Genomic DNA, 24,650 nt, shown 5'->3' with positions numbered 1-24,650 from the left:
GCAGGACTCAGCGCGCACAACCTGTCGATTCCGAAGCGCGGTCTGTCGATGACGGACGACGGCGTCCGCGACTTCGCTGTGCGGGTTGCAGGTTGAGTGCGCAAATGGACAGATCGTGCACGGTGTTGTCACGTCGCCGAGCACGCGTGCTTTCGTCGGCGGTGAGCGGGGCCGCCATCCGTCAAACCAGAGTCACCCGCGACGGCCGGCAAGGCGGGTCAAGGGCTTCCGCCCTCCCGCTCCCTCCGACATCTCCGCCCCAGACCACAGAGAGAAGCTCGAATTGTCGAAGAAGACAAGACGCAGGATGCGCCTGCCCGTCGCCGTGATCATCTACGCGGTGAGTGCAGCACTCGCAGTGACGATCGTCGTAGGCACGGTCATGGCTAACCGCTACGCCGACCTCGTGTCGGTGTACTTCGGCCAGACCACGCAGAAGGTCGTGTCGGCCGACGGGGAGAGCGCTGAGTACTTCAGCAGTGAGTTCGCGTCCACTGAGCAGCTCGGCCAGCACGTGACCGAGGTCGCCACCGATATCGCTCGTGAGGGCATCACCCTCCTCGAGAACGACGGGGCCCTTCCCCTCGCGTCCGGTGCGAGAGTCAGCGTGTTCGGCCAGGATTCCGTCGACCCGGTCTACGGCGGCGGCGGTGCCGGTTCAGTCGACACGTCCAGAGTCGTCGACCTGCAGACCGGCATCACCGACGCCGGGATCGAGATCAACCCCACTCTGCGGGACTTCTACGTCAGCGGACCCGGGAAGGACTACCGCAAGACCACACCGGATGTCTACGGAGAAGGCGCCTTCGCTGTGAACGAAGTGCCTGCCGCTGTCTACACCGAGGAGGTCAAGGCCAGCTTCGCCGACTATGGGGATGCGGCAATCGTCGTCATCGGCCGTTCCGGAGGTGAGAGCTCCGACCTGGCGTCGACTCCGGACGCTTCGGGAAGCACCTACCTGCAGCTCACCAGTGACGAGAAGGACATGCTCACCCTCGCTGATGACGCCTTCGATCGCGTCATCGTCCTGCTCAATACCCAGAACCCGCTCGAGCTCGGATTCCTCGAGGAGTATCAGGTGAACGCGGCGCTCTGGGTCGGTGCGTTCGGTCAGACCGGTGCGACTGCCGTCGGCGAAGTACTGACCGGAGTCGTCAATCCTTCGGGGGCGCTCGTCGACACCTACGCTTACGACTCCCTAGGCGCTCCGAGCATGGCAAACCTCGGCTCATACAGCATCACCAACAGCGAAGTCGACCGCGGAGACACGTACATCGTTTATAGCGAGGGCGTATACGTGGGGTACCAGTACTACGAGACGCGGTATGAAGACGTCGTCTTAGGCGCAGAGGATGCGGCGAATTTCGACTACTCGACCCAGGTTCAGTACCCCTTCGGTTTCGGCGGCTCGTACACCTCGTTCGCCTGGTCCGACTTCTCCGTGTCGGAGGGTGACGACGGCTACACAGCAACTGTCACCGTGACCAACACCGGCGAGCAGGCAGGCAAGGAGATCGTGCAGATCTATCTGCAGTCCCCCTACACGGACTACGACCGCGTCAACGGCATCGAGAAACCAGCGGTCGAACTCGCAGGCTTCGCTAAGACCTCGGAGCTGGAGGCCGGGGCGACGGAGACCGTGACCGTCCCCGTCCCGAAGGAGTCGCTGAAGGTCTACGACGCGAGCGGCGCCGGAACCTACATCGTCGACGCCGGCGACTACTACCTGGCGGCGGGTCAGGATTCTCACGATGCGCTCAACAACGTGCTGGCGGCCAAGGGGAAGTCGACTGCGGACGGCATGAGTGCCAACGGTGATGCAGAACTCGCACAGCGCTTCACCCGCGCGGAGACGGACACCACGACCTACTCCGTCTCGCAGGCCACGGGGGCCGCGATCTCGAATCAGTTCGACGACGTGGACATCCGCGCCTACGACCCGGACTTCCGATACCTGAGTCGGAACGACTGGTCGGGCACCTGGCCTTCGACGTACGCGGATGGAGCGTGGACCGCGCCGGAGGATGCGCTCGCAGCCCTCGAGATCTCGTTCACAGAGAACGCCGATGCGGCACAGCCCACTGTCGGGGCCGTGGACGATGAGTACGGCGAGCTCAGCACGGCCACTCTCGTTGGAGAGGATCCGGCCAGCCCGCTGTGGGACACCCTTGTCGAGCAGGCAAGCGTCGAGGAGCTCGACCTCCTCGTACGCGTCGGCGGTTACGCGACTCAGACCGTCGAGTCGATGGCACTTCCCGGCACGGTCGACAAGGACGGGCCCGCAGGTATCTCGGACACCCTCGTCGGCGGGGACAGCGGCATGGGATACCCGCCGCCCATCGTTCTCGCTTCGACCTGGAACACCGATCTCGCCGAGGCCATGGGTGCGGCCGTCGGTGAAGAGAGTCTCGATCTCGGCGTCACGGGCTGGTACGCCCCCGCGATGAACATTCACCGCTCGCCCTACAGTGGCCGCAACTTCGAGTACTACTCCGAGGACGCGACGCTGTCCGGGGAGATCGGTGCGGGTGTCGTCTCCGGAGCCCAGTCGAAGGGTGTTCTCGTCTTCATCAAGCACATGGCGCTCAACGACCAGGAGACGAACCGGATCGGAGGCAGCATCTTCACCAACGAGCAGGCGATGCGAGAGCTCTATCTGGCGCCGTTCGAGACGAGCGTCCGTGACGCTGACGCGCGTGGAGTGATGGCCGGTCTCAACCGGATCGGGATGCGATGGGCCGGTGGGCATGCCGGTCTTCTCACCGAGACGCTGAGAGGAGAGTGGGGGTTCAACGGTGTCGTCGTCACGGACCAGGCTTCGTTCGATGTCTTCGTCTACGAAGATCTGCGCGAGGGTCTTCAGGCCGGTACGGACCTCTGGCTGAACACAGATGCGGACCTCTGGGCTCTTCCGGAGGAAGAGATGACGCCCACAGTCGTCGCCGACATGCAGCGTGCCGCTCGCAACATCGTGTTCGCTGTTGCTCACAGCAACGCCATGAACGGACTCGCGGCAGACAGCGAAATCGTCCGGGTCACGCCCCTCTGGCAGTGGGGTCTCTACGCTCTCGACGCGGTCCTCGGGCTCCTGGTGTTGCTGACCGTGTTCTTCACGACCCGGGCGCTCCTGCGCGGCCGACGGGCGTCGAGAGAGCAGCCGGCAGCGCAGTAAGACGGCGCGTCAGTCGCGCGGATGGCGGTGTGGTCGAGGAGGAGTCCTCCACCACACCGCCATCCGCGTGCCCCCTGAAATCGGCTTGATCGGGATCCTGGATGGGGGGCGGCGGACCGAAGCAGCAATCCGAGCGCGGTGCCGGCGGCAGTCACGGCGAGGTAGAGGGGATGTCGAAGCCAGTCGACCAGCGCGCTCATGACAGCACACCGGGAAGAAGGACCAGCACGTCCTTGAAGCGGTCCATCAAGTCCAGCATCTCTGTGGTGTCGGTGGTCATCAGCGCGGCCAGCGATTCATCGATCACTCTCCGGAACAGCATGTATTTCGCCCTTAGGGGGTTCTCGTCATTCGGGTTGTGGAAGGAACGCTTCGCGAACTCCTCACTCCAGGGTCGATCGTGATCACAAACGACAGGCGCTTTTCCAGTCCTGGCGCAGCGCCTGGGACGAATATCGCAGCGTGGTCCGTCTTACGCCCTACACTCCGCCGGGAGCTCGACGCGGAACGTGGTGCGGTGCTGCTCGGAGGCGACAGTGATGCGTCCGCCGTGTGCTTCCACGACGGCTGCGACGATCGCCAGGCCCAGTCCTGTCGAGCCGGTCGTGCGGGCTCGCGATGAGTCGCCGCGGGAGAAGCGCTCGAACAGCACCGGTACGAGCGCAGGGTCGATACCCGGCCCGGAGTCTGTCACGCTCACCACGGCGATCCTTTGCCCTCGTTCGTCCCGGTCTTGGGCGAGCGTCGTGACGACGCGTGTACCCGGGGGTGTGTGCACGGTGGCATTGCGCAGCAGATTTGCGACCACCTGGTGCAGCCGGAAGCGGTCTCCGGGGATCTCGAGCGGCTCCTCGGGCAGTTCGAGATCCCACTCGTGGTCAGGACCGGCGACGTGCGCGTCCGACACTGCTTCTATCAGCAGCATGGTCAGGTCGACGGGCTCCTTCTGGAGAGCACGCCCCTCGTCGAGGCGTGCGAGCAAGAGGAGATCCTCGACGAGCGAGGTCATCCGCATCGCTGCCGACTCGATGCGGTCGAGCGAGTAGGCCGCCTCCTCCGACAACTTCGCTTCGCTCCGGCGCGGCAGTTCGGCGTAGCCGCGGATCGCAGCCAACGGCGTGCGCAGCTCGTGCGAGGCATCGGCAACGAACTGCCGCACTTTGTTCTCGCTCTCCTGCCTAGCCTCCAGGGCGCCGGTGACGTGGTCGAGCATCCGGTTGAAGGCGACGCCGACGCGGCCGACCTCGGTGCGAGTGTCGGCGTCCTCCTCAGGCACCCTCTCGGCGAGCTCGACCTCGCCACGTTCGAGGGGCAGCTCCGCCACGCGGGTGGCGATCGCCTCCACCCGCTCGAACGGTCGCAGGGCGACCTTGATGATGGCGGTCGCGAGCAGTGCCGCGAGCAGCATCGCCGCAAGAACGACGATCACAACGACGACGGTCAACGATCCCAAGGTCGCGGCCACGCCGCGCAACGGTACGCCGACGACGACCACTGCACCTTCCACGACGGCCGCACGGACTCGGTACTGACCGAGCTCGCCCGGCAGGTCGATGGACACCTCGTCGCCATCAGCGGCAACGGCGGACCCCAATACAGAGTCAGCGGAATCAGAGAGCTGCTGACAGGTGTCGGCCGCGTCGGTGTATGCGCCTACGAACGAGCCGTCCGATTGCTGGACGGCTGTGATGGTGCTGAGGTCCTGACTCGGTCCGTCACCGAAGGAGCCACCGGAGCAGGTCGTCGCCCGCTCGATCGCGTCTGGCCCCTCGAACCGGCCGGGCCCATCGAAGTCCTGCAGGCGCTGCAGCGATTCACTCAGCTGAACGTCGGTGCTGCTGTAGAGGATGCTCCGCAGCGAGAGAAGACTCACCGCAGCGACGATGCCAGCGGTCACGGCAACCAACGCCACCACCGTGACGACCATCCGACGCCGCAATGTCCACGGACCACGACGGCAGCGAGAGCCGCCGGCATGGGTGGTCTGCCGTGCGGAAGAGCCTCTGATGGAGCGGGAGGTAAGAGCCGCCGGCACTGTGTGCCGCCGACCGTGACCCGTGCTCACTACTGCGCAGGCTTCAGCAGGTAGCCGGCGCCGCGCACCGTGTGGATCATCGGCGCCCTCCCGGCGTCGATCTTCTTGCGCAGATACGAGATGTAGATCTCGACCACGCTCGACCTGCCGCCGAAGTCGTACGACCAGACCCGGTCGAGGATCTGCGCCTTGCTCAGCACCCGGCGCGGGTTGCGCATCAGGAAGCGCAGCAGCTCGAACTCGGTCGCGGTCAGCTCGATCTCGTCGGCTCCGCGGCGCACCTCGTGGCTGTCCTCGTTCAGCACGAGATCACCGACGACGACCTCGGGGTTGTCGAGCTCAACGGCGAGCAGGGTCGAGCGACGGATGAGCCCGCGCAACCGGGCGACGAGCTCCTCGAGCGAGAACGGCTTGGTGACGTAGTCATCGCCCCCTGCTGTCAGCCCAGCGATCCGGTCATCGAGAGCGTCCTTGGCCGTGAGGAAAAGAACAGGGGCGGCGTTTCCGGCGGCGCGAACGCGCTGAAGGACCTGAAGACCGTCGATATCCGGCAGCATCACGTCGAGCACGATGACGTCGGGGCGGAACTCTCGCGCGAGCGTCATCGCCGGGTGGCCCGCCGCGGCAGTGCGCACTTCCCAGCCCTCGTATCCCAGCGCCATCCGAAGCAGATCGGTCAGCGCGTCTTCGTCGTCAACGACGAGAACGCGTACCGGTAGCCCGTCGGCCCTGGTGAGTCGCGGGCGCCGCTCGGCCGTGAAGTGGGACGAGGGGGAGGCGATACCAGAGGCGTGGGTTGTCATGCTTTCAGTATCGAGACGCTCCTATGAGCTAGCCCTGCGGCTCCGATGTGCTCTCTGTGTTCACGTCGGCGCTCAGTGAAAGGGGATGGGCGAGCGTGGGGACGTCGGACGACGAGATGCTCCATTGGTGAGCAGCACGCCCATCCCACGCAGGATAGAAGTCCGCCGTACTCAGTCTCGGGCTCCTCGCGAGACGGCTTGGTCGCGTCCAGGTGCTCTCATTTGCCTGGCGTCGGGCTGGCAGCAGTTAGGGGGCGGGCCAAGCGGGGGTTGTGATCACGTGACGGGATGCGTCTACCAGTCGCGAGGCGCGTCGTGCTGCAGCGAGTTCGGAGGCGGCTCGACGTCCTCGAACGACGGCTGCGGTCGACCACGTGTTGGCCGTGACGCAGGTGGGCGCAGCCACGGTGACCGAGCGCCAAACGGGCTCCGCGGGGATGCCCCACCGCGGGTCGAGGATGTGGTGCACGGAGGCCCCGTCGTGTCCCCACCGTCGACGTCTGGTGCTCGAGGTGGCGATGGCCCAACCGCTCTGCAGCGAGATCGTTTGGGAGGGGTCTTCGGGGAGATCCTCCACGAGGACCTGCCAGCCGCTCGTCGGGCCAGGGCCCGCCGTGGCGATGTCTCCGCCGAGCGATACGAGGACTCCCACTCCAGTGGCCTGAGCGGCGGCGGCGGCCGCCATGTCTGCCGCAGCAGCCTTGGCCGTCGCCCCCAGATCGAGGACGACGCCTTCCGGGACTCGTATCCAGTCTCCGCGGAGTTGGATATCGCGCCACGCCGCTGACGTCACGGGGAGAGCGCGGAGGTTGTCGAGAGTGCCGCCTGTCGTCGTCGGGACGTCGATGGTGGTGAGGGGCTGGGCACGGTCGTACCCGAGATGCGTCATGTGGACGCCCAGGGAGGGGTCGACGTCGCCGTCGGTGGCGCGAGCGGCGGCAAGAGCGATGCGGACGAGCGCAGCGAGCATCGGGGAGACGTGGGTCCCGTCGATGAGGGCAGCTGAGCGAGCCATCAGTTCGGAGTCGGATCGGAAACGGCTGCAGGCGTTTTCGACAGCGGTGGTGACTGCGCGGACGTGGCGTTCCGCTTCGGCGAGGACGTCAAGGTCAGAGCTGTGAACAACGACCTGAGCTGTCGTGGTCCACAGTTCCCAGGCGTGTTGTGCGAAGGGTTCTTCGCGGTGGTCGGGCGTCATGATCCGGAGGTCTGGGACTGCTGTCCGGCGCCTGTTCCCGGTGAGACGCCTGAGCCTGTCGATTCTTCGGTCTGCGTGGTCGCGCCGGTGTCCTCAGTGGCGTTCTCGTCCGGCGTGTCGTTCGTGGTCGACGTGTCGGTCGGTCCCGCGGACTCGGTGTTGGAAGAGGATTCGGCTTCCGTCTCGGTGGTGGTGGACGACGTGGATGTGTCCTCAGCGAGGAGAGCGTGGCCGAGGTAGAGACCCGATCCGATCGCGCCGGTCCCGACGAGAGCCAGGACGGCGGTCAGGGAGGCGGTCATCCGTGTGGACCAGCGTGAGTTGGGAGAGGGCATGGTGCTCCTTCGTTGTGGTGACGTCATCGGGACGGTCGGGGTGACCTGTCACCAGCCGAACCGTTCGCGGTGGATCTGTGCAGGGAGGAGCCCTGCGGCTCGTGCGTCGGATTCGACGAGGTCGGCCCACCGCGGTGACCCGCAGATGAAGAGGTCGGACTGCCGAAGGTTCGGGAACACCGTCGACGCGCGCACGCCGCGGGAGGCGTCTTCTGCCGAGAGCCATCCGGCGGGACCCCGGCCACGGGGGCCGATGCTCGTGAAGACCTGATGCTCTCGCGCTCGTGCCCACTCGAGCACTTCTCCCCACAGGTGGGTCTCTCGGTCGCTGTGAGCTCGCAGGAGGACGGTCACGGCCCCGGGGGGCGCCTCCAGGTCCTCGAGGAAGGCCCTGACCGGAGTGATCCCGATGCCGGATGCCACGACCGCGACCTGCACATGGCTGCGGCTGCTGTCGGTGAACACCCCGTACGGCCCCTCGAAAGAGACGGGAGTGCCGGGCTCGAGGCGAGCGAGAGCTGCGCTTCCCCGGCCGAGAGCACGGACGGTGAGGCGGAGAGACCGGTCGGTGGGTGCCGCGGAGAGTGACAACGGGTGGGCGTGCCACCACGTCCCTCCGGCCCAGAAACGCCACATGAAGAACTGGCCTCCCCGTGCGGCGAGCGTGCTGAGGTCGCGGCCGGCCAAGTGGATCGAGACGACGCCGTCGCCGAGGGGCTGAACGTCCTCGACTGTGACTCGGTGGCGCAGGGAGCGGATCACGGGCCTCACGAACCGGTACCAGACGATGCAGCCGAGGGCTGTGACGTAGAGCGCGATCCAGTAGCTCCGCTGCCAGCTCGTCTCGGCGAGGACCTGGCCTTGCTGCAGCTGGTGGGGCACGGCGAGGACGACCGCGAGGTAGGACAGCAGATGCACCGCGTGCCATGTCTCGTACGGCAGAACTCTCCGCACGGCGACCACTGACGTGACGACGACGACGATCAGTGCTGCCAGCCCGATGATCGCCAGTCGCACGTCGACAGCGGCCCACAGTGCCCCGACCAGCGTCACGATGCCTTCACCGGAGTCGAGGGAGTAGCCGACGATGAGCAGTGCCGCGTGAGCGAGGAGCAGGTAGAGGGCCGGTTTTCCCAGGCGCCCGTGCAGCGCCATCGCAGCGTCGTGCCCGACGACACGGTCGATCACAGGGACGCGAGCGGCGAGGACGAGCATGACCAGGATGAGGTCGGTTCCGACGAGACCGGCGATGATCCCGAGGACGATCACGATCCGGCCGTCTCCGGTCACGGTGGCAGCGCCGGAGGTGGCCCAGAGGACCACCGCGAGAACGGCGGAGGCCCAGACCGCACCCACGAGGATGTTGCGCGCTGCTCGTCGTCGCCGGCCCTGAGCCGCTAAGAGATGCTCGCGGGCGGTGGAAGCGCGGGCCGTGGGAGGCCGCGGCGCGCCGACCGGGCGAGAAGATGTGCTCGTCATGAAGCCAGTGAGCACCAGGAATCGATGGATTGCCTCTGCGCTACCTAAGACCGATCCTCGACTTCGTCGTGGCGAATCAGCGGCTGGCACTTCATGGCCGATGCTTCACGAATATCTCCGAGGTTCGAACGCATGCTGCAAGCCGAAGCCGAGAACGGCACGCATCGAAGCGGCGCAGCCTGACGGCACGACGACGGCGAGGCGCGCCATCACCGGTGCGAACGGGTCCGACTCGTCTGCACGAAAGAGGATCCCGGGCTCTTGCGAGGCAGCCACCGTGGGAAAGGATCGTCCGGCCGAGTAGGGGGTCGGGCAGAGCTGCCTGCCATGGGCGCGGACTGCTCTGTGCAGCGGTTCGGCCGTACCGGCTGATTGCTGCGATCAAGGTCGCCTTGTGGCTGTCTGCCGTCGCGCCTCGCCGTCGCCTTCATCAGGCGGCGAGCTCGCCTGGATCTGCGGTGTGCGGATCTCGTCGGCGAGAAACGAACCCCGACTGGCGCGGTCGATCTCGATTCCGTCTCACCCCGGTGCACAGGCGCACGTGTTCCCGTATTGCGTGCCGCTGGCGCGATGCACGTGTGCTGAGGCGTGGCCTCAGTTGAGACGGAGGTTGTACCTCATCTCGAGCTCCGTTGTCATCCGCCTCATCAGCATCGCAATGTCGGGGTGATCTCGACTCCACGTCACGGCAGCCTGGTACGTGTTCGCGATGTCGTCGGACGTCGCGGTGTCCCACCACTCCGGGTCCTGAGTCGCCTCGAGCATCCTCCTCGTGGTGCGCAACTCCGCAGCGAGGCGGTTGAGCATCCAGCGCGCCTCATCGGCATCGCCCTTGGCCCTCCAGAGGGCGTCGATGTGCATCTGGGCGGTGAGGTCCCCCAAGTGCTGTGCAGCTCTGAGGGACAGGGCCAGGTCGTCCACTGGATCTCCTTCCAGGAGAAGAGTCGTTCGGTCGAGACGCGTTTCACGGTGGCCGATGAAGGGGCTCGGTGTCCCCGGGCAGTCGAGGATGCAAGTCAGGGAGCGCAGGGGGCTTCCACGCCGCCCCGGCTCCCGCCACGGCCATGAACCGGACCCGCACCTGCCCTACCGGAGTAGCCGTTCACACGACGTGAGGAAGAGCGTAGGAAAGCTTTCTATGTGAGCCCTTTGAGCAAGTACTCACCTCCTCTGCGGAGTTCGCGCTCCCGCTGCGCGACCGCCGGCACGGCGGTGGGCAGCACTCTTGGGAAGTGCCTAGACCCCTCGAATGGTCGTGCCTGACCCGGCGCGTACGACGGTATCCATGGACGAGAACACGACCCCTGCCGCCGCACCGCCCTCCGACCGTCGCCGTCCGAGTCGCCGCTCGTTCCTGCTGGGAGGCGCGGCCGGCGCACTGGCTGTGGTGGGCGGCGGCGTGGCGTGGGCGCTGGACCGTTTCGTCCTCGAGCACGTCGAGATCGCGGACGCGTCCGAGTTCGAGGCGGAGAACTCCTCCGTGGACACGTCCGCCGGCACCTCGGCTGCAGACGCGACTCTGACGGCGACGAGCTATCGGTCCGACAGCGCGGAGATCACGATCAGCACCCACTCCAGCGGCAGCGGCGCCGACACCCTCACCTGGTATGCGGCGGAGATCGTCCTGACCGACGCGACCGTCCTCCGGTCGGCGTTCGCGAAGGACAGCTTCGGCGAGAACATCATCGAGACGACCTCCGCCATCGCGGCCGACAACGGCGCCGTGTTCGCCATCAACGGCGACTACTACGGCTTCCGCGACACGGGCATCGTGCTGCGCAACGGCGCAGTGTTCCGCGACTCCCCGGCCCGCGACGGGCTCGCGTTCTTCACCGACGGCTCCGTCCGGGTCTACGACGAGACAGCGACCACGGCGAACGAACTGCTCGCGCAGGGCTGCTGGAACACCCTGTCCTTCGGTCCCGCGATCCTCGAGGACGGGAAGGTCATCGCCGGGATCGAGGACATCGAGATCGACACCAACATCGGCAACCACTCCATCCAAGGTGAGCAGCCACGCACCTGCATCGGCGTCATCGGCGACAATCACCTCGTCTTCGTCGTCGTCGACGGACGCAGCACCGGCTACAGCCGCGGCGCGACACTCCCCGAGCTCGCGGCGCTGATGGCCGACCTCGGAGCCCGCACGGCCTACAACCTCGACGGCGGCGGCTCCTCGACCATGGTCTTCAACGATGCGCTGGTCAACGACCCACTCGGCAAGGGCACCGAGCGCGGCACCTCCGACATCCTCTACATCGCCCGATGACCACCGTCGTCATCCCCTCTCTCGAACCCGACCACCGGCTGCTCGAGCTGATCCAGTCACTCCGGGAAGAGGAAGTGCGCGTCGTCGTCGTCGACGACGGCAGCGGGCCGCGCTTCGCGCACGTCTTCGCGGAGTCGGCTGCCGCCGGCGCGACGGTGCTCGCGCACCCCCGCAACCTGGGCAAGGGTGCAGCCCTGCGCACAGCCTTCGCGCACCTGATCGCGACCGGCTCGAGAGACGACGTGGTGTGCGCGGACAGCGATGGGCAGCACCGGCCGCACGATGTGCTGGCCGTCGCGGCCGCCTGCTGCGCGAGTTCGGCGGACATCGTCCTCGGAGGCAGATCGTTCACGGCCGGCACACCTCTTCGCAGCCGCATCGGGAACGCCGCCGCGACCGGGATCGTCGGCGGGCTCACCGGTCTCGCTGTCCACGACACGCAGACCGGTCTGCGGGCCTACCCTGCTCGGATGCTGCCCTGGCTGCTGGGCACCCCGGCAGACGGGTTCGACTACGAGATGGAACTGCTCCTGCGCGCCTCGCGCGACCGTCTGCACGTGCTCGAGGTGCCGATCGAGACCGTCTACCTCGAGCACAACGCACGCTCGCACTTCCGGCCGCTGGTCGACTCGTGGCGGGTCGCCCGTCCGCTTGTGGCCTTCGCCTCGTCGTCGCTGCTCGCTTTCGCGCTCGACACGGTGGCGCTGCTCACCCTGGTCGCGCTGGGTCTCCCGCTGATCGCCTCCCTCATCGCGGCGCGCCTGCTGAGCGCCTCGATCAACTTCGCGCTGAACCGCAGGGTCGTGTTCGCAGCGGGGAGGCAAAAACCGCTCGGACGGCAGCTGTTCGCCTACGCCGCGCTGGCCCTGGTGCTTCTTATCGGCGGATCGCTCCTGCTCTCCGCATCGACGGTGGCGGGTGTCCCCCTGGTCATCGCGAAACCGCTCACGGACGTGATGCTCGCAGTCGTCAGCTTCGGCGTTCAGCGCGCGGTCGTGTTCACTCGGACGTCGCACCCGTCCTCCTCATCCACCGAGGAGGAAGCCGGTGTGCCGCGTGAGGTGGCGACTCCTCGTGCTACGAGCGAGGTCTAGGCGTCTTCTTCCCGCGTGAGCGAGGAGGTGCCGGCGCTGACGGACGTCATCGGCGATGCCCTCCCCGTTCGATGCTCGAACGGCGGACGAGTACTCCCGGTCGCCTCCGGGAGCAGAGCAGCCGACGGCGGCGGCGGCGGCGGGATCGTCGTCCACGAGGAACGAGTACCGGCCGATGCTCTCTGCGGTCCCGGACCCCTGTGCGGCCGCTGCGGCCCCGACGGCGTCTTCGCCTCAGTCCTGCCCGGCATCGCCGGAGAGCCCTGCGGTGGAGCCCGTGTCGGAGTTCCGGGCGCATCGCGAAAGGGCCGACGACCGTGATCGGGGGATCACGGCCGTCGGCCTCTCAGCGATGTCGGTTCTAGACTGTCAGCGGCCGCCCCCCATGCCTCCACCTCCGGCGGCGGCCGTGCCCGCGGTGACGGTGGCGAGGGTCGTGCCGTCGGTGGTGAGGGTGTAGCTCTCGCCCGAGGTGATCTCCGAGCCGGCGTAGACGACGCCCGCGATCGTCTTCGACGTCGTGAACGTCGTGACGGTGGTGCCGCCCGCGTCGGTGATCGTCACCTCGGTGCCCGCCGGGAGCGTGCTGCTGAGGGCGGAGGAGATCCAGCCCTGGGTCGAGGACGCGTCGGGCGAGACCATCATCCCGGCGCTGCCCGTGGCGAGCACCTCTCCGCCGGTGACGACGAGGGCACCGTTGACGTCGAGTGCACCGTTGCCGCTCTGCTCGGGTCCGTTGACGGTGAGGCTGCCGCCGCTGATGGTGGCGCTGCCGTTGGAGTCGAAGCCGTCGCCCTCGGCATCGATGGTGACGGTGCCGCCGCTGAGGGTGATCACGGAGCCGTCATCGCCCTCGCCGCCCATGCCTCCGCCGGGACCACCCGTCGTTCCGGTCGCGGCCCCGTCGGAGTCGGTGCCGGTTCCGCCGGAGGCGTTCAGGCCGTCGTCGCTGGAGACGACGGAGATGTCGCCGTCGGTGATCCGGATGTCGGCGCTCTCGATCCCCTCGACCGAGTCGGTCACGGCGATATCCGCTCCATCGAGGAGCAGGGCCGAATCGGCGTGGACGCCGTCGTCGCCCGTGGCGAGCGTCAAGGTTCCAGCGGTGGTGTGCACCCAGGTGTCGGAGTGCACGGCGTCGTCGGCGGAGTCGATGGTCACGTCCCCGCCTTCGAGGTCGACGATGATCCCGGCCTTCAGCCCCTTGGCAGAGGCGTCGGTCGCGAGCTGCGCGCCGCTGCCACCCCCCGCGGTCAGGTCGAGGGTTCCTCCCGTGACGACGACGTCCGTGACGGCGACGACCGCGTCGCCCTGCGCGTCGACGGTGATGTCGCCGCCGGTGATCGAGACGAAGCCCGCGGTGGCGTCTTCCTCGTTGTCGGAGGTGAGTCCGTCGCCGCCGGCGGTGACGGCGAGCGTGCCGCCCTGGACGACGAGGTAGTCCTTGCCGCGGATGCCGTCGTCGACGGCGTCGACGGTGATGGTGCCGGAGAGGATGACGAGGCCGTCCTTGCCGGTGATGCCGTCGTTGCCGTTGCCCTGCACATCGAGGGAGCCGTCGCCCGTGATGGTGAGGTCGGCAGCGCTGTAGAGCGCGGCGTTCGACTCCGCGTCTTCGGCGTAGGAGGCGGTGTCGCTGAGGGTGTTCGTCGACCCGGCGGCGAGTTCCACGACGACGTCGGAGGCGGCGGTGACCGTGATTGCGGAACCGGTGGAGCTTGCGATGTCGACGCCGTCGAGCACGAGCCGCACGGTTCCTTCGGCGGTGGTGTCCACGATGACCTGGCCGTCGGTGAGGGTGCCGCTGAGGACGTAGGTGCCGGCGTCGGTGATGGTGACGGTGGAGCCGTCGACGCGGACGGCGTCCCCGTCGGCCGCGGCGCTGTCGCTGGAGAGGGTGATGCTCGTCGAGGTGGCGTCGGCGGCCTGGTCGGTTGCGTGCACGGCGGCGTTCGCTGCGAGGATCTGCGTGGCGGTGGAGTCGAGGGTGGTGCCGACGGCCTCGACGGTGGTGCCCGCCTCCGTGTCGTCGGTGCTCGTGTCGGCGGGGGCGGTGGAGCTCGAGTCGGTCGTGGTGCCGAAGGCGGAGCCGGCGACCGCGGCGGCGGTGCAGCTGGTGAGGAGAGCGCCGGTGAGACCCAGGACGGCGAGGACGGACAGCGGGCGGGTGCGGTTGTGCATGGTGGTCCTATCGGGGAGAGACGACTCGGGCGGGGGCCCGGTCGAAATGACGGTCGAGGGTGCGGGTCCACTTGTTGGCGGGGAGCTCGGAGCGGAATGCGGCCATCCCGGTCCCGTATTTCGAGAGCGAGACGGGGCGGTGGCCTTCTGCCCAGAGCGCCCGGTCGACCTCGGACGGGCGGGAGGCCGACTTGGTCTCGACGACGACCACGGCCGGTCGATCCAGCACTCGGGCGGGTGCGCTGCGCAGCCGCCAGACGAGGCGGGTGTCGATCGTGGCGCGGGTGGCGGATCCGGGGAGGAAGAGCGTCGTCCGGGCGTACTCGGTGGACAGCACCGGGGCGAGTTCTCGGGAGTCCAGGGCGATTCCCGTCGCCGCGAGGGTCTCGTCGATGTAGGCGACACCCTCCGCGGTGAGCTCGTCGCGCCTGCCGGCCGGGTAGTCGATCCGCTCCTTGACGGTGCTGCTGCGGGATCCGCGCGTCTTCACCTCGAGGTAGCTCGTCGCGGAGTCGAGATAGGTGCGGGTGCGGATCTTGAAGCGCCGCCTGCGGCCGCGCACGGCGAGGTGGTAGCTGTCCAGCTGCGGGGTGTCGAAGTAGATCGACTCGTAGTCGCAGTCGCGGCGCCCGTCGATCTCGAGCACGCGGGTGCTGTCGTCCAGCCGGGCGAGCACGGCGTCCAGGCTGCCCGCGGGAATCAGGTACTTGCGGTCGATCCGGGTCTGCAGGGACGCCTGGTCGACGAGCTCGGGGAGGCTGATCGGGGCGAACGACTGCAGACGCGACGTCGTCACGGCGGTCATCGCGAGACCGTGACGCCGATGGCGGAGGTGGCCGGGGCGAGCTCGTCGTGCTGCCCGCCGCGGGAGCGTCGCTCCGCGACGTCGAAGCGGACGTCGACCTGCGTGGTGTCGTTGACGAGGTCGAGCTGGCGGACCTGCACCGACCGGATGCGGCCGCCGAGCAGCGCGGCCAGGTGCTCGGTCAGGGCGCCCTCGTCGGTGAAGGCGCTGTCCAGAGTGATCGTCTGCTGACGGGTGCGCGAGAACAGCCGCGGGTGGTCGGCGATGAACAGGACCGCGATGATCAGCGCGATCAGACCGACCGTCAGTGCGGACGGTGCGGTGCCCAGACCGCTGATGAGGCCGATGGCCAGAGCGGAGAAGTAGTAGGCGACCTCGTGCTGCTCGATCTCGTCCGACCTCAGACGGATGATCGACAGGACCCCGAACAGGCCCAGTCCGAGACCGGCCCCGACCGTGCTGGAGGCCAGGACCAGCGAGACCGCGAGGACGCCGACGTTCACGCCGAGAAACGCGGCGACGAGGTCCCGCCTGCGGTGGCGGGGGAAATAGATGCCGAACGTCAGCAGAGCGATGGCGGCGAGGTCGATGGCGACGGTGGCGAATGCGAGCACGAGAACTCCTGAAGACGGGCCGACACGAGGTCGGCGAGCGAGGTGTTCCCATTCAGCCGCCGCGTCCTTTGCAATTCCTATGACGCATCTATGACGCTCGCCTGCATCGTCGAGCGAGTGCTGATCGCCGCGCGGAGCCGGTCGGAGACCAGGAGGTCTCCCCCGGTGCCGCAGGCGAGGACGTCGACGTCCCAGCGGGAGAGGACGCGGTCGAGGGTCGGCTCGCCGCCGGCGAGGATCGCGGTGGCGAGGACGTCCGCGGTGAGGATGTCGTCCGCGAGGACGGTGACCTGGCGGAAGCGGGCTCCGTCCGGGTCGTGCGGGCGCCGCCAGACGTGCTCCCCGCGTTCGGCGGTCCCCGACGTCGCGACGGCACGCCGATCGCCGGTCAGTGGGACGGCGCACAGCAGTGACCGGCGGTCGTCGGGATCGACGATCCCGATCCGGACCGGGTCGGCGTGGTCGGCGTCAACGGCGGCGGCGCGGGATCCGAGGACGTCGCCCCCGACGGTCAGGAGCCACGGCGAGCCGTCGCCGCGCTCCAGCAGCCTCCCGGCCGCAGCGATCGCGCGGGCCTTGACCGTGCCGGCCAGGTCGAGCACGCCGTCCGGGCGGTGCGGGGTGAAGGCGCCGTCGGTGGCGGTGCGCCACTCGAGGGCCTCGGCGTAGGCGTCGCGCATCTCCGCGCTCGCATCGGCGAGGCGGAGCCGGCCGTCGGCGATCCTGCTCGCCTCCGACTCCGGCCGGTACAGGCTGAACCGCTCGTCCGCGGACCGGAAGACCGCTTGCATCGCCGGCAGAGGTGCGTCGGCCTCGGCCCGGAGGCTCGCGACCGTTCCCATCGTGGGGAAGGTCGAGATCACAGGCCGGCCTGATCGATCGCGGACTGCAGCGAGTCGAGGTAGGCGTCGCTGGTGTAGGTCGCGCCGCTGACCGAGGCGACGTCGGCGCTCTGAGCGGCGAGGACCTCACTGCGCAGGATCGGCGCGGCCCGGTTCGAGATCGAGACCGAGCGGTTCTCCTTGTCCGTCAGCTGCAGCGCGGTGACGTCGGCGATCGCGCCGCCGGCGACGGTGATCGCGACCTGCACGTCGCCGTAGCGGGTCGAGACAGCGGTCCCCGTGTAGGTGCCGTCCGTTCCGCCGGCGCTGTCGGTGCCGCCGCTGCTGTCGGTTCCGCCGGTGCCGGCGGGCGCCGAGGGCGTCGACGGGGTGGAGCTCGGCGTCGGCACCTCGAACGTGCCCGAGGCGCTCGAGCCGGACGAGGAGGTCGGAATCGGAGTCGGAGTCGCGACAGCGGGCGCTGCGGCATCCGGCGCCGGCCCGGCGGGAGTGCTCTCCGCGGCGCCGAGGTCCCAGCCCACGAGGAGGACGGCCGTGGACGCGACGATGCTCGCGAGAGCGGCGCGTGTCCTCACCAGCTGAAGCTCTCGACGTGGATCCGGTGCTCGGGGAGGCCCGCGCTGCGGGCGTCGCGGAGGACGAGCTCGCTCCAGGCGTCCGGTCCGCAGACGTAGAGGTCGGAGTCGAGCAGCCGCGGGAACACCGAGGTCAGCGTGACGCCTCGCGAAAGCGCCTCGGCGGACAGCCAGGTGTCGATGCCGGACGGGCGATGCCCCCGCATCCAGTAGAGCGTTCCGCCCCCGCGGCGCACGAGCTCGCCCGTCTCGTCCCAGAGGTGGTCCTGGGTGTCGTCGGTCCCGCGCAGGAGGACGGTCGCCTCGCCCGGCTGCAGGGCACTGTGCTCGAGGAGTGCGCGCGCGGGGGTGATGCCGATGCCCGCGGCGACGACGGCGAGGAGTGGAGCGGTGCGCGCCGTCTCGGTGAAGATCCCGTACGGGCCCTCGATCGACACGGCCGTGCCCGGGTGCAGGCGAGCGAGGCGTGCGGTGCCCTGGCCCAGCACGCGGACGGTGATCCGGGCGGTGCGATCGGTGGGGACCGCGGAGAAGGAGACGGGGTGGGCGTGCCACCAGGTGCCGGCGCTCCAGAACCGCCAGATCGCGTACTGGCCGCCGACCGCGCCGAGGGCGCGCATCCGTCGCCCGGTCAGGTGCAGCGAGAACACCCCGGGTGCGATCGTCTCGACCGCCTCGACCCGGATGCGGTGGCGGAGGGTGCGCACGACGGGCACCGCGAACCGGAACCAGGCGACGGAGCCGAACGCCGCGACGTAGAGGGCGATCCAGTAGGTGCGCTGCGCGGACCCCTCGGCGAGGACCTGACCGGCGGAGAGCTGATGCGGCACCGCGACGAGCACGGCCGCGTAGCTGAGGAGGTGGATCGCGTGCCACGCCTCGTAGGCGAACCGGCGGCGCACCGCGACGAGCGAGGTGACCACGACGAGCAGCAGCAGCGCGGTCGCGAGCAGTGCGAGCAGCATGTCGCTGCCGGAGTAGAGGGCGAGGCTCTCCTGCACGAGGTCGAGGCCGTCCGTCATCGCGTAGCCGACCGTGAGCAGCACGCCGTGACCGAGGATCAGCAGCAGCGCGGGCTTGCCGAGCCGCCGGTGCAGTGCCATCGCGACGTCCTGACCGAAGGTGCGATCGATCCACGGGATGCGCGCGGCGAGCACCAGCATCAGCAGGAGCAGATCGGTCCCGACCAGCCCGGCGACGATCCCCGCCGCCGATACCGCGGTCGCGAGGTCGGTCACGGCCTCGAGACCACCGGAGGCGAGGAACAGCGCGATCGCGACGGCGACCGAGACGATGCTCGCGGTCACCAGCGCATCGGCCGAGCGCATCCGCCGCCGGAGGGCCCGGCGGCGGCGCTCACCCGAGGAGACGTCCGCCCCCGAGCCCTCCGCCGTGGCGGGAACCGGCCGGACTGTTCGCAGCACCGTGCTCATCGCATCGACCTTCCCAGAGCGTCACCCACCGCGGGGGTCCCCCGCCGGGGAATCAGGATCCGCGACGACGCTATGCGCTCTCGATGAGAGGGCCATGGCTCGCCTCCGGGTGTGCGTCACGAGGCAGTGGAGCCACCGGCATCCCCAAAATTGTTGCCGTTTCGGTCACTGCGGTCCACGAAGGTCGAATAGTGATCGTGTCCGCGAGAGTCCCCGCCGTGGTCAGCGCCGATGGCGTAGCCGATCGCACCGCCCAGAACGCCCACTGCCAGCAGAACGAGAGCTGCCGCGACCGGAAGAGTCCATCGGCGGCGCCTCGCCGCAGTCCACGCGGAACCTGCTCGGGATCGCCATCCCACCTTCGGCGCCTGCTCCGCCGAGAGAGGAGCGGTACCAGGAGAGTGCTCCGACCCGAGCGGAGGTGCTCCGACACGATCGGAGGTGCTGCGGCCGCCGGAGCAACGTCGCCGGGTTCGAGGGGCGTCACCCGTTCTGCAGGAGGCGGCATGAGGGGTGCGCGGTCCTCGTACGGGGTGGGTCCAGGAGTGTCGGGCATGAGGTCCTCGTCGTTGCGGCGGGGGGGGGGAGATGATCTCGCCGGGAGTATTTCTCCGGTTTCCTGGGGGCGGAATGGCAGTTGTCGATCAGCCAAGAGACCTGTTCGCTGCGATGAGCTCACGTACAGCCAGAGTCATGGCATTCCGATAGCCCTCGGAGAGGGCCGCCACATCGACAGCAGGGAGCCTGGAGACTCCCCGATCAGCACGAGAACGGTTGCCGGCCATGTCGCTACCACTACTTGAGCGGCGCGCCGACACGCGCCTCCCGCAGGACACCCTCCCTCCACCGCCCAGCGCGAGGAGGTCCCGCCAGTGGCGCCGTCTGTCCGCCCTGATCTCCGCGGCTGTGTTCGGCGGTGCGCTGGTGGTCGGAGTGAGTATCGGTCTCGATGCTCCAACGGTGAGTCCGGTCACACCTCCCGCCGGAGCCGCGGCCGCTCCTCCCGGGGGCGCGGATGCGGGAGTGGTCCCAGACCCGGGAGGAGCGGATTCGGGAGCGGCCGCGGACGATGACGGCTTCGACGGGCGGGGCCGGGCCGACGGTGATGAGCGAGGAGGTGACCGTGGCACTCGACCAGGCACCCGGGGTCGCTGACCTGCGTCGGGTGCGGACACCGCGCGGACAGGCTCTCTCGGCGTCAGTTCTCCTCGCTCTGTTCGCGGTCGGCGCCGCCTCCGTGTCCCTGCTGGCTGTCGTGAACACCCCGCCGCCGCTGATGCTGAACCTGCCGCTCATCGCGCACCTCAGCGGGCTGCTCGCGGGATACGCGATCACGCTGATGCTCGTGCTCATGGCACGGGTTCCGGCACTGGAACGCGGCGTCGGCGCCGACCGGATGGCCCGGTGGCACGCCACGCTCGGCCGGACGACCCTCGTTCTCATGCTCGTCCATGCTGTCGCGGCGACACTCGGTTGGGCCGGCGCCCACGGCATCGGCGTCTTCGCCGCGACGACACAGGTGCTCGCCATGCCGGGGCTCGCTGCCGCGACCGTCGCCATCGGTCTCTTCCTCCTCGTCGGCGTGCTCTCCGCTCGTTCGGCGCGGAGGAAGCTCCGGTATGAGACCTGGCACACCCTCCACCTGCTGACCTACCTCGCGATCGCGCTCTCCTTCTCCCACGAACTCGCCGGCCCCGACCTCGCGGGCAAGCCCGTCGTACAGATCCTGTGGAGCGTTCTCTACACGATGAGCTTCGCGCTGCTGATCCGCTACCGAGTCATCGCGCCGCTCCTGCAGGCCTCCCGCCATCACCTGCGCGTGGTTCGCGTCGAGCAGGCGGGGCCGGGAACCGTCAACCTGATCGTCAGGGGGAACGACCTGCTGGATCTCGACGCCGAACCCGGCCAGTTCTTCCGCTGGCGGTTCCTCACTGCGAGAACCTGGCGCACCGCGCACCCCTTCTCGCTCTCCGCGCCCCCGACCCACGACTCCCTCCGCCTGACAGTCAAAGCCGTCGGCGACGGTACCCGGATCATCCAGTCCCTCGCGCCGGGTACTCGGATCCTCGCCGAGGGCCCGTACGGCGCCATGACGCAGCGCCGCCGCACCCGTCACGGGCTGCTGCTCATCGCCGGAGGTGTGGGCATCACTCCGATGCGGACACTCTTCGAAACGCTGCCCTTCACCGGCGGGCCGATCACGCTCCTCTACCGCGCACCGACCCTCGACGACATCCTCTTCCGGGACGAGCTCGAATTCATCGCCGCGACCCGGCGCGCACAACTCATCTACCTCCTCGGTTCGTCCCGGGACCCGGCGAATGCGATGACCGCGGAGAACCTGACCCGACTCGCGCCGGACCTCCGCCACCGCGACGTCTACCTCTGCGCAGGCCCCACCCTCAGCCGAGCTGCGAAGTCGGCGCTGAGGCAAGCCGGACTACCTCGCAGAAATCTGCACCAGGAGGACTTCGCATTCTGACCACCGGACACAGTCAAGGAGGAGGACACGACAGTCTGACCGGGATGGTCGGCGCATCGACGGTGCTCACCTGTCGGTGTTGAGTTGTTCAACATCGTCGGTCGTCGGTCGTCGGTCGTCGGTCGATGGTCGATGGTGATGAAGCGTTGCCGCTGCGCGGGTGGCGCGCGGGGGATGAACCTGCGCGGGTTGTCGCCCTCAGGCGGAAGACCTCGTCGACGAATCAGCACGCAAAGAGTTCACAAGATTCTCAACGGGCAGGTCGATGAGCTCGCTGCGCCGGAACGTCTCCCGACCTGAGAAGGATCAGCAGCCGATCCCGCACGTCCGTTGAAAGCAGCCGCCGGGCAGTGGTCACGTCTCTGCGGGCTTCAACTGCTTGTACGCGCTGAGAAGCGGCGGGTCCGCGTGACGGGCGGAGCGGCGGCATCGGTCGATGAAAACGTAGTGCTTACGAAGGGCGGCGGCGTGGTCGCCTCTCATCGAACGGAGCGCTCGGTGATGAGCATGAGGGCGGGCGCACAGCCGCGGGCGCCCAGCCGTAGGACTCGAGACGATCACTGTCGCAGGTGAGGACCTGGCGCTCCTCCAGGGTCTCGGACTCCGATCCGGCGACGTCTCTCACCCCCGAGAGACCGACGCTGCGCTTTCGGGAATCGCGCAGATCGATGTCCACATCGTCCAGGCGGCGCGCCACGACGATGCACCCGCCGGGAGGAGTTCGTCCTTCAGGAGCCGGGGGCCGCCGGCCGGCCGATCGTCGTCCTGGTCAGCTGGTAGCGTCGACGGTTCGACGAGATCGCCTCCTGGCTCCCCACCACGAGAAGAGGGCTGCGGCAGCGAGAACGGACGGGAGAGCCAGCGGGTTGTCGATGAGAGCGGTTGCAACGGGCTCCATCGGATCGACCGCGAGGAGACCCGTGCGCTCCGCCAGCCAGCCGAGGGCTAGCACGGTCCCCCCGACGGCGAGCGTCAGTCGGATCACCGTGTAGGACTTCGTCCTGGCGAGCACCAGCAGCGACGGCATGACGAGGGCGACCACCACCAGCTGTGTGAGTTCGATGCCGAGGTTGAACCCGACGAGGTCCGCCACGAGGGAATCACGTCCGAGGTCGAGCTCGTCGATCAGTGCTGCGAACGCGAGCCCGTGCATGAGCCCGAAGCCTCCGGCGATCCACGCCTCCCCTCCCTTCACGAGCGGTCGGACGGCGTGGATGCCGGACACCACGACGGACAGAGCGATGAGACTCTCGACGACGCGCGTCGGGAGGTCGAGGAGACCGAGAGCTCCGAGGGCGAGGGTGATCGAGTGACCGACCGCGAAAGCGGTGACGACGTGGATGATCTTGGTCACGTCTCTTCGGAGGCTGCCGCTGCGCACCCATCGACCGCGCCGGGCGAGGAGGGGCGCGGGCAGAAGCAGCATGAGCAGGAACAGGAGATGATCGGCTCCCTCGGTGATGTGGGTGAAGCCGAGCCGCACCGAGGAGAGGAAGCCCGCAGCCAAGTCGTTCGCGTAGTCGGACGCCTGCACCTCGATGGTGGGATCGTTCCAGTCGAGCAGCCCCACGCTCGAGTAGGACCCCGAGTCCCCTGTACGCGCGGAGACGAAGATCTGGTGGGAGAGCAGCGCCTCGACGATCGCGTCGTAACGGAGCACGAAGTCGTCGACGTTCCCCGATGTCGGGGTGAGTTCGAGGCTGAAGATCAGATGGTCGACCTCGTCGAGCCGCTCGACGATGCCGCCGTCGACGACCGCGGTCCACGTGTCGGAGGCGCTTGTGGCGCCGACGTGGTCTTGGACGTACTGCCGCACCTCACCGAGAACGGCCTGGTCGCTGAAGCTCTCGGCGGTGAGCGGCTGATCGAGGGCGATGGCGAGACGGTCGATGGGCAGCTGGATCTCGCCCTGAACGGTGTGCGCCCCGATGTCCAGCAGAACGGCGGACGTGCTCAGCGGGTGGGCGCTAGCGCTGAGGGCACCGGTGACTCCCAGAGGAGCGGCCAGGGCGAGGACGAGAGCGAGGAGCGCGAGGAGGAGGCGACTCCCCCGCCGGTTCGTCCAGGCGGGAGGAGTCGTCGCCGTCCCGATGAACTCTCGGGATCGGGTCGTTCCAGAGGAGGCGGTCACGATCAGCTCGCGGCGGAGCTGCCGTAGTCGTTGACTTTGTCGCGGTACACCGAGTGGTAATGGATGCTGTCGGTGCTCTGACTGCGGGTGTTGATGAACTCGATCCAGACGCTGGGGCCATCGATGCGGAAGTAGGTGTTCTCCCCGCTCGGACTCGTGTTGCCCGACCAACCGATGTAGGTCTGGTCGTACTCGGACTGGTACTTCGCGAGAAGTGCGGCGGCCGCTTCTTCGTCGATGTCGCCGACGTAGGCGGAGAGGACGTCGGTCACCTGCTGCTGCTGTTCCGCGGAGAGGTCGGAGATGAGAGTTCCTTCGGAGGCAGGGAACTGGCCGTCGTCCGCGCCCGGACCCATCACGAGGTCGTCGAAGGTGCCGGAGGTGATCTCGGCGGCCGCGAGCTGCGTGTCATCCAAGCCGTCGAAGAGCGAGAACAGAGCAGTGGATTCGGCGGCGAGGGGCTCGACCGTGGTGCCGTCGACCTCGAACGAGGTCGGTTCGGTTCCCACGAATTCCGGAGTGGTGCTCACGGAGTCCCCGTTGTAGGTGAGGTTCTGCGCGAGGTGGTGACCGCCGAACTGGATCATGAACGCATCCGTCTCGGACGGCTCTCCGTAGACCGCGATGAAATAGTCGACCAGACTGCCGAAGCCGTCCGCTCCCTGGCCTCCCAGACTGTTCAGGTAGTCGTCGGACTGCTGGATCTGAAGAACCTGCTCGTAGCCCTCGTCGCTCAGGGAGGCCTCCAGCACCGCCATGGCGGCAGTGAGCTGCTCCTCGCTGAGGTCTGCCAGCGCGATCCCCTCCCGCGGGACCGTGGTCGCGGGGAAGTTCGACCAGGTCTGCCTCGCAAGGTTGTCGGAGTAGTCGTAGGTCACTGTCTCCAGCTGCTCCGCGGTGAGCGTCGCGAGGAACGCGTCGGTCGCGGCGACGACCTCGGCCGTATTGGCGCCGCCCGCGCTGACGCCGGCGGTGTCGAACTCCTGCTCGGTCACCTCTGCGGTCATCCCACCCCCCGCCATCCCGCCGCTCGGGCGGGAGGTCGAGGTGCTGGATTCCGACGTGCTGGTCGCGGTGCAGCCCGCGGTGACGAGGGCGGCGGTCAGGACGAGGAGTCCTGCCGTGTTCCTGTGGATCTTGCGGATTGCGAATGCCATCGGTGCTCCTAGAGATGAATGGGCTCGTGTCGTGAGGGAGACGAT

The 24,650-nt window shown here is 68.3% G+C and carries 19 protein-coding genes; 4 read left to right on the top strand and 15 right to left on the bottom strand.

Annotated elements, in window-relative coordinates; all coding sequences use genetic code 11:
- Positions 1-283 precede the first annotated feature (283 nt).
- The gene (locus HRK28_RS09120; protein ID WP_217274629.1) at positions 284-3,172 is read left to right on the top strand and encodes a glycoside hydrolase family 3 N-terminal domain-containing protein; all 2,889 of its coding nucleotides are present in this window, start codon (positions 284-286) and stop codon (positions 3,170-3,172) included.
- A gap of 196 nt (positions 3,173-3,368) precedes the next feature.
- Here the strand turns inward: HRK28_RS09120 and HRK28_RS20525 are convergent, their stop codons facing one another.
- The 7 genes from HRK28_RS20525 to HRK28_RS09090 all read right to left on the bottom strand — a co-directional run bounded on the left by HRK28_RS20525 (position 3,369) and on the right by HRK28_RS09090 (position 9,943).
- Positions 3,369-3,494 carry a hypothetical protein gene (locus tag HRK28_RS20525; RefSeq protein WP_302051494.1) on the bottom strand — a complete coding sequence of 42 codons (126 nt, stop codon included), beginning with the start codon at positions 3,492-3,494 and terminating at the stop codon, positions 3,369-3,371.
- A gap of 150 nt (positions 3,495-3,644) precedes the next feature.
- A complete protein-coding gene (locus HRK28_RS09115; protein ID WP_173251193.1) occupies positions 3,645-5,099 on the bottom strand; it encodes a cell wall metabolism sensor histidine kinase WalK in 1,455 nt (484 codons plus the stop codon).
- 137 nt (positions 5,100-5,236) lie between these two features.
- Positions 5,237-6,010, bottom strand: a complete 774-nt coding sequence (locus HRK28_RS09110) for a response regulator transcription factor (RefSeq protein WP_173251192.1) — start codon at positions 6,008-6,010, stop codon at positions 5,237-5,239.
- Between the two features lie 247 nt (positions 6,011-6,257).
- Positions 6,258-7,208 carry an FAD:protein FMN transferase gene (locus tag HRK28_RS09105; RefSeq protein ID WP_173251191.1) on the bottom strand — a complete coding sequence of 317 codons (951 nt, stop codon included), beginning with the start codon at positions 7,206-7,208 and terminating at the stop codon, positions 6,258-6,260.
- Positions 7,205-7,543 (bottom strand): hypothetical protein, encoded by a 339-nt coding sequence (locus tag HRK28_RS09100; protein WP_173251190.1) that lies wholly within the window; start codon positions 7,541-7,543, stop codon positions 7,205-7,207. Before HRK28_RS09100 ends, HRK28_RS09105 begins: the two co-directional genes overlap by 4 nt.
- 48 nt (positions 7,544-7,591) lie before the next feature.
- Positions 7,592-9,112, bottom strand: coding sequence for a ferric reductase-like transmembrane domain-containing protein (locus HRK28_RS09095; RefSeq protein WP_217274628.1), 1,521 nt, complete (start codon positions 9,110-9,112; stop codon positions 7,592-7,594).
- Between the two features lie 504 nt (positions 9,113-9,616).
- Positions 9,617-9,943 (bottom strand): hypothetical protein, encoded by a 327-nt coding sequence (locus tag HRK28_RS09090; RefSeq protein WP_173251188.1) that lies wholly within the window; start codon positions 9,941-9,943, stop codon positions 9,617-9,619.
- A 364-nt stretch (positions 9,944-10,307) separates the two neighbouring features.
- On the opposite strand from HRK28_RS09090, the gene HRK28_RS09085 reads away from it, so the two are divergent.
- Positions 10,308-11,291, top strand: a complete 984-nt coding sequence (locus tag HRK28_RS09085; protein ID WP_173251187.1) for a phosphodiester glycosidase family protein — start codon at positions 10,308-10,310, stop codon at positions 11,289-11,291.
- On the top strand, positions 11,288-12,385 hold the full coding sequence (locus HRK28_RS09080) for a glycosyltransferase (RefSeq protein ID WP_173251186.1): 1,098 nt from the start codon (positions 11,288-11,290) through the stop codon (positions 12,383-12,385). The genes HRK28_RS09085 and HRK28_RS09080 overlap by 4 nt, the downstream gene beginning before the upstream one ends.
- Positions 12,386-12,754: 369 nt before the next feature.
- Here HRK28_RS09080 and HRK28_RS09075 read toward each other — a convergent pair whose 3' ends face one another.
- From HRK28_RS09075 to HRK28_RS09050, 6 genes are all read right to left on the bottom strand, one after another.
- A complete protein-coding gene (locus tag HRK28_RS09075) occupies positions 12,755-14,566 on the bottom strand; it encodes a carbohydrate-binding domain-containing protein (RefSeq protein WP_173251185.1) in 1,812 nt (603 codons plus the stop codon).
- Positions 14,567-14,573: 7 nt separating this feature from the next.
- Positions 14,574-15,371 carry a polyphosphate polymerase domain-containing protein gene (locus tag HRK28_RS09070; protein WP_173251184.1) on the bottom strand — a complete coding sequence of 266 codons (798 nt, stop codon included), beginning with the start codon at positions 15,369-15,371 and terminating at the stop codon, positions 14,574-14,576.
- Positions 15,368-15,985, bottom strand: a complete 618-nt coding sequence (locus HRK28_RS09065) for a DUF4956 domain-containing protein (protein WP_173251183.1) — start codon at positions 15,983-15,985, stop codon at positions 15,368-15,370. The genes HRK28_RS09070 and HRK28_RS09065 overlap by 4 nt, the downstream gene beginning before the upstream one ends.
- A 77-nt stretch (positions 15,986-16,062) precedes the next feature.
- Entirely contained in the window at positions 16,063-16,848 is a 786-nt protein-coding gene (locus HRK28_RS09060; protein ID WP_367948379.1) for an FAD:protein FMN transferase, read from the bottom strand.
- Entirely contained in the window at positions 16,845-17,402 is a 558-nt protein-coding gene (locus HRK28_RS09055) for an FMN-binding protein (protein ID WP_173251182.1), read from the bottom strand. Before HRK28_RS09055 ends, HRK28_RS09060 begins: the two co-directional genes overlap by 4 nt.
- Positions 17,399-18,835: a ferric reductase-like transmembrane domain-containing protein gene (locus HRK28_RS09050; RefSeq protein WP_173251181.1), complete on the bottom strand. Its 1,437-nt coding sequence runs from the start codon at positions 18,833-18,835 to the stop codon at positions 17,399-17,401. Before HRK28_RS09050 ends, HRK28_RS09055 begins: the two co-directional genes overlap by 4 nt.
- Positions 18,836-19,958: 1,123 nt before the next feature.
- On the opposite strand from HRK28_RS09050, the gene HRK28_RS09045 reads away from it, so the two are divergent.
- Complete coding sequence (locus HRK28_RS09045; RefSeq protein ID WP_217274627.1) at positions 19,959-21,317, top strand: ferredoxin reductase family protein; 1,359 nt, start codon at positions 19,959-19,961, stop codon at positions 21,315-21,317.
- Between the two features lie 769 nt (positions 21,318-22,086).
- Here the strand turns inward: HRK28_RS09045 and HRK28_RS20785 are convergent.
- Both HRK28_RS20785 and HRK28_RS09035 read right to left on the bottom strand, forming a co-directional pair.
- The gene (locus HRK28_RS20785) at positions 22,087-23,448 is read right to left on the bottom strand and encodes a HupE/UreJ family protein (protein WP_217274626.1); all 1,362 of its coding nucleotides are present in this window, start codon (positions 23,446-23,448) and stop codon (positions 22,087-22,089) included.
- A 2-nt stretch (positions 23,449-23,450) separates the two neighbouring features.
- Positions 23,451-24,605, bottom strand: a complete 1,155-nt coding sequence (locus HRK28_RS09035; RefSeq protein WP_217274625.1) for a DUF3500 domain-containing protein — start codon at positions 24,603-24,605, stop codon at positions 23,451-23,453.
- Positions 24,606-24,650: the final 45 nt, after the last annotated feature.

The organism is Rathayibacter sp. VKM Ac-2835 (genome assembly GCF_013266705.1).
In the GTDB taxonomy this organism is placed as follows: Bacteria; Actinomycetota; Actinomycetes; order Actinomycetales; family Microbacteriaceae; genus Rathayibacter.
This window is presented reverse-complemented; position numbering and strand designations above follow the sequence as displayed.